Raw genomic sequence first — 14,179 nt, 5'->3', positions numbered from 1 at the left:
GCAATGATAACAGCTTAGGACGTATTGAACATAGCGTAAGTAGCGATTAAATATCGACATCTGATTGCTATTTTGACAAATCCACTTTGTCTAAGACAAAATCAATATCTTTGTCACCGCGGCCTGATAAATTGACCAAAATCGTCTCATCAGGCGACATGTCTTTGGCCGCACGCATCGCATAGGCGATGGCGTGTGCCGTCTCTAGAGCAGGTATGATGCCTTCAAGCCGCGATAGCGCCATAAATGCCTCTAGGCACTCTGCATCTGTCGCTGACTCATAAGTGGCCAGATTGTTGTCCTTCAAGAGTGAGTGCTGCGGGCCGACACCTGGGTAGTCCAGACCAGAGGCGATCGAATGCACAGGCGCAGGCTCACCGTCTTTATCGAGTAGCACGTAGCATTTAAACCCATGAATCTCGCCTTTCGTCCCAAGCGTCATCGTCGCCGCGTGATTGGGCGTATCAAGACCTTCGCCTGCAGGCTCGACGCCGACTTTTTCTACCTCTGTATCACCCAAAAAACCGCTAAAGATACCAATCGCATTAGAGCCGCCGCCGACACAAGCGACCACTTTATTAGGCAGTGTGCCAGTAGTTTCTAAGAACTGCGTCCGCGCTTCACGGCCGACGACCGACTGGAAGTAGCTGACTATCTCAGGATAAGGCGCAGGCCCGAGTGCTGAGCCAATGGCAAACATACTGTTGTCCAAATCACTAAGATAAGTCTCAAACGCACTATCGACCGCCTCTTTTAGCGTGCCTGCGCCGCGCGATACCGGCACGATATTGGCACCTAAGATTTTCATCCGGCTGACATTGGGATGCTCTTTTTCGATATCGACGACGCCCATGTGGATCTCACACTCCATGCCCATCAGCGCCGCTGCCGTAGCTAGTGCTACGCCATGTTGCCCTGCACCTGTCTCGGCGATGACTTTGGTTTTGCCGAGCTTTTTGGCGAGTAACACTTCCCCTATACAGTGATTAATCTTGTGTGCGCCGGTGTGATTCAAGTCCTCACGTTTAAAATAAATCTGCGCGCCGCCGCAATGCGCGCTTAAGCGTCTGGCATGAAATATCGGACTAGGCCGACCAATGTAAGTCTGACGCAAGCGGCTCATCTCATTAACAAAATCGTCGTCTTTAATGATCGCACGAAAGCCTGTCTCGATCTCCTCCATCGCTTTTGCCAGCTCAGGATGCTCAATCTTGCCACCATACTCGCCATACAGCCCGTCATTACTCGGCAAGATTGATTGGTGCAGACCGTAAGTGTTACTGCTGTCATTGGCTAATGCTGTCATGGCTCATTCCTGTTGTCTGATTCACTATTGTCTATTTGAAGCTAAATTAAACATAGAAAACGATCTAAATTATAATAGAAATTTGTTATTATGTTCTAGTACATTGAAACAGATTTTAGGCTAAGTTTTATGGCAGGTCAAGCATTACTGCTCTGCTAATAAAGCAGTGCTCACAAATAGAATAATGAACGTATTTCGCCTTTATTGATTGGAGGCAAAAGGAGAATAAAATGGCCAAACAAGACAGTCATTCTAATAAAGCTTATGACTACTTATTAGCGCTACTGGCTCAGACCAGTGACAAAGCCCATTTATCAGAGATACTTAAAGCGCTATTGACCGAAAAAGAGCAAGCTGAGCTTGGCAATCGCTTAACTATCTTTGCACTACTACAGCAAGAAGTGACGCAACGAGAGATTAGCGCGCAGCTTGGCGTCGGTATCGCCACAGTATCGCGCGGCGCCAAAGTACTTCATCAACATCAAATCGATGAGTTGCTACCGGATATTGGCGATAAAATTAATATCTGATAGCTATCAACATTTAGCGCAAGAAAATTACCCATAAAAGACTTTTAAATGCTATATTTATAAAAATTTGTTTACTAAATTAGGGACACACCCTAGTATTTTACTGGTAAGCGAATTTATTTTTGCTATTTAAAGGACAGCTAAAAGACATTCAGTTTTAATCTTATTATCACTATTTGAGGAGCACATTAATGAGAAAAATAGCTTTGTTTATCGGTGCTATGTCAGTAGCAACAGTAGGTTTTTGCGGCGTTGGACAGTTTTCGGGTGACACCACTTGCTATGTCTATAAACAAGATAAGTTACAAAAAAAGCTCACCTGCCAGTATGACGGTGCCGAAGGCGCAGCGATGAGCTACGCCTTTAGGCAAGTTGACTACAATTTACCAGGATTCGGTAAAATGGCGACCTCGAACAGTGCAGATTATGATGACAATGGCAATCATACCGGATGGACGACCACCGTCAATGATGAGCCAGCCATTATCAGATATCGTTTGCCAAGCAATCAGCGTATCGTCAGTGATGCCTATGCACAGTCTGGCAAAGCGGTGATGCAGTGTTATCTCAGCACTAAATCGCAGTGGGAGATTTGTGCTGAATAAGCTGAGATAGTATTGATACTTAAAAGATCATAAAGCTAAGTATTATACTCAGCTTTATGATGAGTATAACCAAGAACTAATGGGTTACCTTTATCAGCCCAACTCTAATTATCCCATTAACACTCTTTACTCTTCTAAAACTACAAATAACCTTTCCTACTCCCTACCACACTTATTGAACTACAGCTCTGTATCAGTAAAAATATCAGTATCTATTTGTAGCACTCCCCTATAAAAACGATTTAAAAAAGGATCCATCATGAAACTACGCATCCTAAAATCTGCCGTCACCAACCCGTGGTTTAACCTCGCCACCGAAGACTGGATATTTAACACCCTCAACCCCGACTCGCACACGCTATTTTTATGGCGCAATAGCGAGACCGTGGTCATTGGCCGCTCACAAAATCCGTGGGTAGAATGCAAAATCGATAAAATGGAAGCCGACGATGTATTTTTGGCACGGCGGCAAAGCGGCGGCGGCGCGGTGTTTCATGATTTGGGCAATACCAACTTTACCTTTTTGTCACCCAAGGCCGACTACGACCAAGACGCTAACTTCACTATTATCGTCAATGCGCTAAAAAAACTCGGTATCGATGCTGAGCAGTCCGGACGTAATGACATGCAAGTCGGCGATAAGAAAATATCAGGCAGCGCCTTTAAACATGCGTCTGACCGTAGCTTTCATCATGGGACACTACTCGTGAACGCTAACATGCAAAAACTCGGCGATTATCTCAATCCGCATCCGCTCAAATTGCAAGCCAAAGGCATCAAATCGGTGCGCTCTCGCGTAGCCAATCTGGTTGAGTTTAATGAAGACATCAATCACGAAACTTTATCCGATGCCATTATCGAAGCGTTTTGTGAATACTATCAAGACACTGATCATGGTGATACTGATTACAGTGGAACTGTGCCCGTAGAGGAATTAGACAGAGACACCCTAGCAAAAGAGCCTTCGTTAAACGCCTATTACGAGCAGATGGCAGACTGGAACTGGCGCTTTGGTAAGACGCCTGAATTTACCCACCATATTGAGACGCGCTTTGATTGGGGCATGATGGATATGCATCTGGACGTGACGCAGGCGCAGATTAGCGAGGTGATTATCTTTTCTGATGCGCTAAACGTCGAGCTGATTGATGCGTTAAAAGCGGCTTTGACGGGCGCAAAATACAGCCAAGACGGCATTACAGCGCGTTTGGATACATTAGCAAAAGCGCATCCTGAATTCGCCGCGCAAGTGAGTGATGTTAAGGAGTGGATGATTGGGGAAGTGGTTGGGTGACTGGTGATAGATGCAAGTTTTTATAAACATTCAGCGTGTTCTTATTCAAAACCTCTCATCCAATCAATAATATTTAGAACTTTTGTATACTAAGATATTAATATCCATTACAATAACAAGCAGACTTAAGTTTGATATAAAGATATCGCGTTTATTGATACTCGCGATATTTTTTTGTCATCAACCATAGCATACATTGGAAGTTATACATGGCTGCATATATTACGGTAGGTGCAAAAACGGATCATGGCGGCACAGTCATTACGGGTTCTGCACACACATTGGTTAATGGTATTCCTGTAGCGCGTAAAGGTGACAAAGTACAGTGCAAGAAATGCAAAAAAGTCGTCACGATTGTCACAGGCGACCCAAGCTTTGTTATTGATGGCGCACCTGTGGCACGTGATGGTGATATAACGAGCTGCGGCGCTAAGCTGATTGCTGTTCAACAGGCTTTTGCAGAGTCGGATTTTGATGTAATGGGAGTTGAACAACCTGAGCAATACATGGCGACTTATGGTGATGTAAATCAAGGAAGTGATAGTGGTCATTACTTTAGTATTGAGGATGTATATTTAAATAATAACTTGTTTTCTCCTTATGGTATTAAAGCACGTAACCATGTAGGGCCTCATGGACAATCATCAAGAAATGCAGCTTCTGATAAATATGACAAAATATATATCAAAGTCAAAGTGCAGAGTGGTTCATTCAAAAACTTCAAGCTGGATGTATCAGGGACACCAACGCCCCTAGCATCCAAATCTGGCACTTTTAATAAAGATGATATTGTTACGTTAGAGTGGGATGGCTTTATTGGTGATATCTATGCTAGCAAGGCTCTATTAGCTGGCGTCGATCTAAAAGTATCTGCTACAGATTTGAGTAGCAATACTATAGCTAGCGATATTGTAGTGGCATAATGAAATAGAACAGTAGATAAGAGATACCATCTTAAAAAAGCCAAATCAAGCACTAATTAGCTCAACTTTTGCTTGGTAAGACTGCTGATGTTTAATCACACCGAAACAGATATGCACAAGCTTGCGCATCGCTGCACAGACAGCCTGCATTTTGCACTTACCATTAGCAAGCAGTCGCTCATACTGCGCCTTAATATCAGGATTATGCTTAATGGCGACTAGCGCTGGCATATACAGTTTGGCTCTGATATCACTTGAGCCATTCTTTGCTAAGCGAGACTTGCCTTTAAATAGCCCTGATTCACTATGTTTGGGAACTAAGCCTAAAAAGGCGGCCATTTGTGACGCTTGACTAAACTGCTTATTATGCATCAGCGACACCATCTGCTTTGAGACAACAGGGCCGACGCCTTTAATAGTTTGTAGTAGAGTCTGATCTTGCTTTAAATTGTGATGATGATCGATATGGTCATCAATATCACCATTGAGCTTAACAATAGCGGCTTGCAAAGAGGCTATCATATGCTCAATAGAAGCTTTAACGATAGGAGCGGTGTCTGTGGCCTGCGCTTTTTCCAATCGATTCAGCTCACGTTGTAAGTCTTCTTGTAGTGCGTCTAAGCGCGACAATAATGACTTGAGGTGACGCGCCTCTGCTGGCGGCGGTGTCCATAATTTAGGCTTAGCACTATAGGTGTAGCGGGCTAATAACATACTGTCTTTTTTATCCGTCTTGTTGCGACTTCCTAAACTAGCAGCATAGCTTTTGATATAAGCAGGATTGATAATACTGACGTTAAGACCTTTATCAAATAGGTAGTAGGCGATGTTCTCGTGATAGACTCCTGTGGCCTCGACCGTGATGTGAATATTACTTAAGTCGTCAGTGATGTTAGCAATGAGCCAGTTGATAAGAGCAGCGTAGTCACTGTAATCATTTTTAAAGACTTTGGTTTTAAATTTGAGATTATCAGTGGCTTTGAGCCAGGCGATATCTAGCTTGTTTTTACTGACGTCTATGCCGATATAGTGTGTCATCTTATTGTCTTCCCTTGTCTATGCAGTGTCACTCATGACACCTTGGTAGATGGCGAGGCACTTGGATACCATTCAGAATATGAAGATGATGGGATGAGCATTGGGCATAATCTCTTACACAGTGTCTAGGCACTAAGGTTATACTCATACTCTCAATGCTCATGAATAATTACTTTATTTTATCAACTTTCGTTGGCAGTATTAAGCGGTTATTCAAGATACAAGGTTATACTATCACCAAGACTGGAGAGAAGATATGACCACCAAACGCGGACGCTACAGCCAAGAATTTAAGCTAGAAGCCATTAAACTGGTTGAAGATCAAGGCAGGAAGATACCAGAAGTAGCCAACTCATTAGGTATCGGCAAAACCACCTTAGAGAATTGGGTATATAAATACCGTAAAGAACAGCAAGGTGTCATGCCATCAGAAGGCAAAGCCCTAACGCCTGAATTACGGCGTATACAAGAGCTTGAAAAACAGGTCAAGCAGCTTAAGATGGAGCGAGATATATTAAAAAAGGCATCTGCTCTGCTAGCCCAAGACAATCTCAGCGTCTATCGCTAATAACCAAGCTTGCAGAGCATCATAAGCATATTAGCAAACACAAGCTATGTGAACTGTTTGGGGTTGTTAGAAGTAGCTATTATAACAGTACTAAATCTAGGTCTATAGACATTGAACTTATAAGGCTCAAAGCCTTAATCAGAGAAGTATTTGAACAGTCAAATGGCTCGGCTGGTGCAAGGACGGTATCTGCTATCGTCACGCATCAACATGACATTAAACTCACACGCTACAGAGCAGGTAAGCTGATGGCACAAATGGGGTTGATTAGTCGACAGATAAAATCACATAAGTACAGGCGTTGTGAAAAATTCCATAAAGTTTATGGAAACATACTAGACCGTCAGTTTGCGCCCACTGCACCAAACCAAGTGTGGACAGGTGATGTTACTTATATTCGTATCAAAGGCAGATGGTGTTATTTAGCCATCGTTATGGATTTATATGCTCGACGTATTGTTGGTTTTGCCTTGTCAGATAGCCCGAATACCCAGCTGACCACATCTGCACTAAAAATGGCATATCACATAAGACTTGAGCCTAAAGGCGTGCTGTTTCATTCAGATCAAGGCAGTCATTATACCAGTGAAGAGTATGCTAAATGCGTAGCCAAGTGTAATGGTATGTCGCATAGTATGAGCCGACGAGGCAACTGTTGGGACAATGCACCTACAGAGAGGTTCTTTAGAAGCTTTAAGACAGAGTGGATGCCAAAAAACGGCTATGACAATATTGATGAGGCTCGGCAGGCAGTAAATGATTATATTTGGGGCTATTATCAAAGTGTAAGACCACACAGCTTTAATGAGTATTTAACACCAAGCGAGAAAGAGAGACTTTATTTCAACAAAAACCTCTTAAGTACTGTCTAAAAATATTTGACCACTACATAAGCCACCTGCCTATAATCGGCAGGTGTCATATCATTAAGTGAATCATGGGGTATTTCCGTACCAATATCAATGCCTAATACTTCACGGTTATAATCATCAATCACATTAAAGGTTCGAAAGCGAATATTGTTTTGCAGCTTATCGCTCATAAAGTCCATTGACCATGTATGACCCAATGCGTTTGGCACACTTAACGGCTGGGGGTTACGTGCTGGTAGCCGTCTTTTAGACTTACGGCGTAGGTTTAAGTTTAACGCGGTATAAACACGGTGTACGCGCTTGTGATTCCAAGAATAGCCAAGCTTACGTATGCGTTTAAAGCACTTAGGGAAACCCCAACGATTGTGCTTGTCAGTAAGCTTGTTTAAGACATCAATAATCTCACTATCATCAGATAGCTTAGGCTTATAGTAGTAAGCGGTTCGACTCATACAGACAACCTGACAACTCACTGCAATGCTGACATCATACTGTGCCTGTAATTCTTGCGCCCAGACTTTGCGCTCGGGTACAGGCGCTATAGCTTTTTTATGATATCTTCCTGCATTTGCGCTTTAAGGCTTAAATCAGCATACATCTGTTTAAGCCTACGGTTTTCTTCTTCAAGCTCTTTTAGTCGCGTGACATCAGAGGCTTCCATACCTCCATACTTGGAACGCCATTTATAGAAAGTCGAGCTAGCAATTCCGTATTTACGGCACAGCTCTTTAGCAGGTATCCCAGCTTCTGCTTCTTTTAATATGGATACTATTTGCGTCTCAGTCATTCGTTTGCTCATATCAAAACTCCTTATGGGTATTTTATAAGAAATTCTACGTTTGAGCTGTGTTATTTTAGGGGATAGTTACATATTATGAAGGTTTGGGCGTAGAGCAAAACTATCAAAAAGCATTTGAGTGGATTGAACAAGCCGCCAACCAAGGATATGCTAATGCTCAATTCGATCTTGGAGTTATGTATCATGAAGGTATTGCTGTTGAACAAGATGAGATAAAAAAAACTTGAATGGCTTCAACAAGCTGCTAACCAAGGATACACTGATGCTCAATTCAATCTCGGGATTATGTATCATGAGGGTATTGGTATTGAGCAAGATTATCCAAAAGCAATGCAGTGGTATCTATTAGCAGCTAACAATGGATCTTTTGACGCTCAAAATAATATTGGTAATTTTTACGAATACGGTTATGGCGTACCGCAAGACTATGACAAAGCTTTTGAGTGGTATACCAAAGCCGCTGATCAAGGATTAGATTTAGCACAACTTAACATCGGTGGTCTTTATGAGAACGGTTATGGTGTGCCGCAAGATTATGATAAAGCTTTTGAGTGGTATCAAAAGGCAGCCGATCAAGGCAATCAACAAGCCAGTAATCGCATCGGTAGATTGGTTATGAATGGTAAAATCGACGATAAAGGTATCATTATTTATAGCACACAAGAAACTGGACTCACATTAGGTGATATCGAAGAACCCCTATAGAATTAAAAAGGGTCACAGTTTACGAAGTAAAAAACGGCAGGAGATCCCTCCCCTACCGTCCTTTCAATTTAAAACTTTAATTCAAAAATTAAACTTTTAAATACTCGCCGCAACCTCAGCGCCATCACGAATCGCACGTTTGGCGTCCAGCTCAGCAGCGAGTTTCGCCCCGCCAATCAGATGATACTGCGCGTCTGGCGCATCACCGACATTTGGCATCAGCTCAACCACCGACTCTTGACCGGCACAGACGACCACGCTATCGACACGGAGCAGCTGGCTTTGGCCTTGCGGATTGGTGACCCAAATGCCTTCGTTAGTGATTTTTTCGTACTGAACGCCTGCCACTTGAATGACGCCGTGCGACTTGATATGGGCGCGGTGTACCCAGCCAGAGGTTTTATTGAGTCCGCTACCCAGACGGCCTTTAGTGCGCTGCATCAGATACACTTGGCGAATCGGCTTGATGCCTTCAGGACGGATTAAACCGCCATCGCTTTGATAGTTAGCATCGTCAGTGACGCCCCACTCCTCGCGCCACTCGCTAATAGACTGCGGCTCAGGGCGGTAGCTTGGGTCTTTTAAGGTCTCAGGGCCGAGCTCATCTAAAGGCTGACCATGACGTGCGGTTAGATATTCGCTGACATCGAAGCCAATACCGCCAGCGCCGATGACTGCCACCGTATCGCCGACTGATTTTTCACCAGAGAGTAATTCTGCGTAGCTGATCACTTGCGGTAGATCCGCGCCTTCTAACTTGCCTTCAAGGCTTCTTGGTACGACGCCCGTGGCGACAACCACATGCTGGAATTTACCATCTTCAAGCATCGCTTTATCGACTTTGGTATTGAGTTTAATCTCAACGCCTAAGTGCTCAAGTTCATTGATATAGTAGCGAATGGTTTCAAAGAACTCTTCTTTACCAGGGATGACTTTGGCATAGTTAAACTGACCGCCCAAGACGTCTTTGGCCTCAAATAATGTCACGTCATGCCCACGCAATGCTGCTACATGAGCCGCTGACATGCCAGCGACGCCGCCGCCGACGACCGCGACTTTTTGTGGATTTTTGGTCTTTTTGTAGACCAGCTCAGTCTCGTAGCAGGCTTGCGGATTAACCAGACAAGTCGAGCGTTTATTCTCAAAAGTATGATCGAGACACGCTTGGTTACAGGCGATACAGGTATTGATGCGATCGGCTTGACCATTTTTGGCTTTGTTGACCCAGTGCGCATCGGCTAAGAACGGACGCGCCATCTGAATCATATCCGCCTGACCACTGGCGACGATATCCTCTGCCGTCTCTGGCATGTTGATACGGTTGGCTGCCATCATTGGGATACTGATATGTTTTTTGATCTCAGCGGTAAAGTCGACAAAAGCGGCGCGCGGTACGCTGGTGACAATCGTCGGGACGCGTGCTTCATGCCAGCCAATGCCAGTATTCATAATGGTCACGCCCGCTTCTTCTAGCGCTTTGGCGACTGTGATGACCTCGTCCATAACATTGCCGTCTTTGACCAAATCGATGACCGATAGACGGAACACAATAATAAAGTCTGCGCCAACGGCTTTGCGTACGGCTTTGACCACATCGACGGCAAACTTCATCCGGCCATTGATATCACCGCCGTATTGATCGCTGCGCTGATTGACATGGCGCGATAAAAACTGATTGAGTAAGTAGCCCTCAGAGCCCATGATCTCAACGCCATCATAACCCGCTTGCTTGGCCAGTTTGGCAGAGCGTGCGTAGTCCTCGACCGTCTGCTCAATGTTTTTGATAGTCATTTTGCGCGGTTTAAACGGGGTAATCGGTGATTTGATTGGGCTGGAGGAGACGATAAACGGATGGTAGCCATAGCGACCACTATGCAAGATTTGCATGATGATTTTGCTATCGTGTTTGTGTACGGCGCGGGTGACGCGTTGATGGTTGATAACGTCCATTTTAGTATTCATGGTACCGCCAGCAGGGAGCAGCCAGCCTTCACGATTGGGAGAGATGCCGCCGGTGATCATCATCGCCACGCCGCCTTTGGCACGCTCTGCAAAATAAGCAGCAAGCTTGCCATAATTATAGAAGCGATCTTCTAAACCGGTATGCATAGAGCCCATGACTAAGCGGTTTTTGAGTGTGGTAAAGCCTAAGTCTAGCGGCTCAAAAAGATGCGGGTAGTGCTCATTGCTTTGAGCAGTATTGATGGTGTTATTGCTGCTGGCTTTGCGATTCTCAGTACTGCTAGCGCTCATGTGACGATCCTTGTAAATTCAGGTTGATGAGGGGTTCATAGTGCAAAATAGCTAAACCTTATATGACTGCTATCGTAACACAACCGCTTTGTCGTCAGCTATGCAGACAAACGACTGATGAGTGAACACAAGCTATTTATCATTTATATTCAACTCTATTCAGTGTTTCTCTTAAACGACTCTTACAAATCTAACCGACTTCTGCGCTGTCTTTGGCTATAATGAATACGCTTTTAATTGAAATATTTGCTGAATTGGTAAAGCAAAACCATCATCAAAGTGTATTTAAATTATAGTAAAACCCGAAATAAGATAAAGGACTATCACTATGACTGATTTCCATACTGGCCTTGGTAAGAATCCTGCTAACTATCAACCACTTACCCCTATCGATTTTATTATTCGTAGCGCGCAAGTGTATCCTGACAAAGCCGCCATTATCTACGATGATCTTCAGCATAATAATCTCATCCAGAGTTGGAGCAAAACTTTTGAGCGCTGCCGTCAATTATCAGATGGCCTGCGCAAACTGGGTATCGATAAAAACGACACCGTAGCCGTCATGCTGCCTAATACCCCTGCTATGGTTGAGGCTGCTTTTGGGGTGCCGATGTCGGGCGGTGTGCTTTGTACCCTTAATACCCGTCTCGATATCAATGCCTTAACCTTTTGCGTGCAGCATTCTGAGGCCAAAGTGCTGATTATGGATAGCGAATTTGCGGATTTGGCGGAGATTATCGACGAGACTTTTCCTAATCTGATTGTCATTCATGCCACAGATGCAGCCGTTGAGGTAGAAGATTTTGGCAAAATGACTTACGAGGAATTGATTGCCAGCTCAGATGATTTGGATAATTGGGAAAAACCTGAGGATGAATGGGAAGCTATCGCGCTCAACTATACTTCTGGCACGACTGGTAAGCCAAAGGGCGTGGTCTACCATCATCGCGGCGCGACGCTAAACGCGCTATCTAATATCTTAGACTGGGATATGCCTAAGCATCCGACCTACTTGTGGACGCTGCCGCTATTTCATTGTAATGGCTGGTGTTTTCCTTGGACGATCGCCGAGCGCGCAGGCGTCAATGTCTGCTTACGCCAGATTGATGCCGAGCTGATTTTACAATTAATCGCTAAGCACAAGGTCACTCATTACTGCGCGGCGCCTGTGGTGCATAATATGATAGCGGGCGGTAAACAAGAGTACAAAGACGCGATTGATTATAAGGTCAAAGGCTGGGTCGCTGGCGCGCCGCCATCAGAGACGATGCTGACAGCAATGGAGGCGATGGATTTTGATATCACCCATGTTTATGGCTTGACCGAAGTCTATGGACCCGTCACCGTCTGCGCTGAGCAGACCGAATGGCAAGACATGGACGTCGCTGAACGCGCGCAAAAAAAATCGCGTCAAGGCGTGGTTTCACACTTAATGACAGGCTTTGAGGTCTTTAAACAAGGCACGACGGATCCGGTTGAAGCCAATGGCGAGGAGATGGGCGAGCTGGCGCTGCGCGGTAACATGGTAATGAAAGGCTATCTAAAAAGCCGTAAAGCCACTGATGAAGCGCTAAAAGATGGCTGGTTTCGCACCGGTGACTTGCGGGTCAAATACCCTGATGGCTATATCAAAATTATGGATAGGCTAAAAGACATCATCATCTCAGGCGGCGAGAATATCTCAAGTATCGAGGTCGAAAACGTCTTATACAAACTACCTGCCGTGCAAAGCTGCGCTATCGTTGCCGCCCCTCACGACAAGTGGGGCGAAGTACCTGTTGCCTTTATTGAGATTCACGAGGGCAGCACCTTACAGCGCGACACTGTCATGGCACACTGCAAGCAGCATTTAGCAGGCTTTAAAGTACCCAAGTATATTATTTTTGCCGAAATTCCGAAGACCAGTACCGGTAAAATACAAAAGTTTGAGCTACGTCAAGCGGCCAAGTCATTAGCCCATGAGACACCCAAAGTCACAGCTAGCTCCGAGTAGCGCTATGCAGAATACTTATTGATGCTAAGTATTTATTAACACTAAATAATAAAGCTCAGCCTAGGGCGTGTCCCTATTTTAAAAATGGTGATAAAAATGAGATAAATCGAAGGCAAACAAGGAAAATAGCACAGGTAATATCAAGATATTGGCCAGCTATTTGACACCGTTTGCCAAAGATTTAGCCATTTTTAGCCCATTTAGTCATAAACGCTTGAATTAGGGACACGCCCTAATTGTCTTAGGCTGAGCTTTTTACTATCAACAGATTGCGATATTACCAAGCGCAACTATCAATTCATCTTTGGCTCAAGCCACTGAAATACCAGCATCCCAACTAGCATCGCAGGAATAAACACATAAGCCTGCCATTGCCCCGTGCCTAATAGTACGACACCGGGCCCAGGACAAATACCGACAAGGCCCCAACCGATACCAAACAGCATCGCGCCGATGACAAGCTTGCTGGTGACCTTAGTTTTGGTCGGCATCTCAATCTCATCGCCTACCCAGCTCTTGCGCTGCCGCCGAGCCCATTGCACCCCAACGATAGCGACAGCAAGGCCGCCGCCCATCACTAAGGCCAGTGAGATATCCCACGCGCCAAAGACGTCTAAAAACCCTTGCACCTTAACCGGATCGGTCATACCCGACACCAGCAGTCCTAAGCCAAACAGCAGTCCTGTTAGTAAACCGATGATATTTTTTAGCATAGTTCATTCTCACTATTTATTTTCTTTTTTCTCAAAACCTCTAGCCATAACAGCCATTTAAATCAAGCCTAATACTTGCCGGCCGATAAACACGGTGATGATGCCAAACGCCATAAAAGTCGCTGTGGCTACCATTGAGCGCGGCGACAAGCGCGCATTACCGCAGATGCCGTGACCACTCGTGCAACCTGAGCCTAAGCGCGTACCAAAGCCGACTAACAACCCTGCTGCAATCAGCAGCGGTAAAGAGGTCGTAACCTCTATATCAGGTAGCGGTCTGAACACACTATAGAGTAAAGGCGAGAGAACTAAACCTGCAATAAACAGTACTTGCCACATCTCGACGCGCTTTGGCTTTAGCAGGCTTGAAGTAATACCGCTGATACCGGCTATACGACCAATACCTAAGAGTAAGATAACCGTCGCTACGCCTAATATGAGGCCGCCTACCAATGAAATAGGCGTAAAAACTTGCCAATCTATTTGTATACCCATCATGAGAGATCCAAAAGCTACTTTATTTTATATAAAAACATTATATATTAAAATATAATAAATAGCTAAAAAAATACTGAGCGAC

General features: G+C 44.7%; 15 protein-coding genes. 8 read left to right on the top strand and 7 right to left on the bottom strand.

The window, feature by feature from the left end; all coding sequences use genetic code 11:
• Nucleotides 1-67: 67 nt before the first annotated feature.
• Nucleotides 68-1,306 (bottom strand): tryptophan synthase subunit beta, encoded by a 1,239-nt coding sequence (trpB, locus tag C6W44_RS06155; protein WP_105244662.1) that lies wholly within the window; start codon nt 1,304-1,306, stop codon nt 68-70.
• Between the two features lie 230 nt (nt 1,307-1,536).
• On the opposite strand from trpB, the gene C6W44_RS06150 reads away from it, so the two are divergent.
• From C6W44_RS06150 to C6W44_RS06135, 4 genes are all read left to right on the top strand, one after another.
• On the top strand, nt 1,537-1,836 hold the full coding sequence (locus tag C6W44_RS06150) for a Trp family transcriptional regulator (RefSeq protein ID WP_105244661.1): 300 nt from the start codon (nt 1,537-1,539) through the stop codon (nt 1,834-1,836).
• Nucleotides 1,837-2,027: 191 nt separating this feature from the next.
• Nucleotides 2,028-2,441 carry a hypothetical protein gene (locus C6W44_RS06145; RefSeq protein WP_105244660.1) on the top strand — a complete coding sequence of 138 codons (414 nt, stop codon included), beginning with the start codon at nt 2,028-2,030 and terminating at the stop codon, nt 2,439-2,441.
• A 259-nt stretch (nt 2,442-2,700) separates the two neighbouring features.
• Nucleotides 2,701-3,735: a lipoate--protein ligase gene (locus C6W44_RS06140; protein ID WP_105244659.1), complete on the top strand. Its 1,035-nt coding sequence runs from the start codon at nt 2,701-2,703 to the stop codon at nt 3,733-3,735.
• Between the two features lie 209 nt (nt 3,736-3,944).
• Nucleotides 3,945-4,658, top strand: coding sequence for a PAAR domain-containing protein (locus tag C6W44_RS06135; protein WP_105244658.1), 714 nt, complete (start codon nt 3,945-3,947; stop codon nt 4,656-4,658).
• A gap of 45 nt (nt 4,659-4,703) precedes the next feature.
• On the opposite strand, the gene C6W44_RS06130 is transcribed toward C6W44_RS06135, so the two are convergent.
• Nucleotides 4,704-5,696 carry an IS110 family transposase gene (locus C6W44_RS06130; RefSeq protein ID WP_105244335.1) on the bottom strand — a complete coding sequence of 331 codons (993 nt, stop codon included), beginning with the start codon at nt 5,694-5,696 and terminating at the stop codon, nt 4,704-4,706.
• A gap of 256 nt (nt 5,697-5,952) precedes the next feature.
• On the opposite strand from C6W44_RS06130, the gene C6W44_RS06125 reads away from it, so the two are divergent.
• A protein-coding gene (locus tag C6W44_RS06125; protein ID WP_105244657.1) for an IS3 family transposase occupies nt 5,953-7,136 on the top strand; the annotation gives its coding sequence in 2 pieces (ribosomal slippage) (nt 5,953-6,226 and nt 6,226-7,136; 1,185 coding nt in all).
• Here the strand turns inward: C6W44_RS06125 and C6W44_RS06120 are convergent.
• Nucleotides 7,133-7,588, bottom strand: coding sequence for an IS3 family transposase (locus C6W44_RS06120; protein WP_105244656.1), 456 nt, complete (start codon nt 7,586-7,588; stop codon nt 7,133-7,135). The two genes, C6W44_RS06125 and C6W44_RS06120, sit on opposite strands and share 4 nt — an antisense overlap.
• An 86-nt stretch (nt 7,589-7,674) precedes the next feature.
• Nucleotides 7,675-7,935: a transposase gene (locus C6W44_RS06115; protein ID WP_105244655.1), complete on the bottom strand. Its 261-nt coding sequence runs from the start codon at nt 7,933-7,935 to the stop codon at nt 7,675-7,677.
• An 83-nt stretch (nt 7,936-8,018) separates the two neighbouring features.
• On the opposite strand from C6W44_RS06115, the gene C6W44_RS13645 reads away from it, so the two are divergent.
• Both C6W44_RS13645 and C6W44_RS06105 read left to right on the top strand, forming a co-directional pair.
• Entirely contained in the window at nt 8,019-8,162 is a 144-nt protein-coding gene (locus C6W44_RS13645; protein WP_264755610.1) for a hypothetical protein, read from the top strand.
• 58 nt (nt 8,163-8,220) lie between these two features.
• Nucleotides 8,221-8,640, top strand: coding sequence for a tetratricopeptide repeat protein (locus C6W44_RS06105; RefSeq protein WP_105244653.1), 420 nt, complete (start codon nt 8,221-8,223; stop codon nt 8,638-8,640).
• A 96-nt stretch (nt 8,641-8,736) separates the two neighbouring features.
• On the opposite strand, the gene C6W44_RS06100 is transcribed toward C6W44_RS06105, so the two are convergent.
• A complete protein-coding gene (locus C6W44_RS06100) occupies nt 8,737-10,893 on the bottom strand; it encodes an NADPH-dependent 2,4-dienoyl-CoA reductase (RefSeq protein WP_105244652.1) in 2,157 nt (718 codons plus the stop codon).
• Nucleotides 10,894-11,221: 328 nt separating this feature from the next.
• Between C6W44_RS06100 and C6W44_RS06095 the strand changes: the two genes are divergently transcribed.
• Nucleotides 11,222-12,886, top strand: a complete 1,665-nt coding sequence (locus C6W44_RS06095) for an AMP-binding protein (protein WP_105244651.1) — start codon at nt 11,222-11,224, stop codon at nt 12,884-12,886.
• 293 nt (nt 12,887-13,179) lie between these two features.
• Here C6W44_RS06095 and C6W44_RS06090 read toward each other — a convergent pair whose 3' ends face one another.
• Together C6W44_RS06090 and C6W44_RS06085 are read right to left on the bottom strand one after the other, a co-directional pair.
• Entirely contained in the window at nt 13,180-13,599 is a 420-nt protein-coding gene (locus tag C6W44_RS06090; RefSeq protein WP_105244650.1) for a DUF6691 family protein, read from the bottom strand.
• A 57-nt stretch (nt 13,600-13,656) separates the two neighbouring features.
• Complete coding sequence (locus C6W44_RS06085) at nt 13,657-14,094, bottom strand: YeeE/YedE family protein (RefSeq protein ID WP_037059074.1); 438 nt, start codon at nt 14,092-14,094, stop codon at nt 13,657-13,659.
• Nucleotides 14,095-14,179 lie beyond the last annotated feature (85 nt).

The organism is Psychrobacter sp. Marseille-P5312, from assembly GCF_900291405.1.
Taxonomy (GTDB): domain Bacteria; phylum Pseudomonadota; class Gammaproteobacteria; order Pseudomonadales; family Moraxellaceae; genus Psychrobacter; species Psychrobacter celer.
This window is presented reverse-complemented; position numbering and strand designations above follow the sequence as displayed.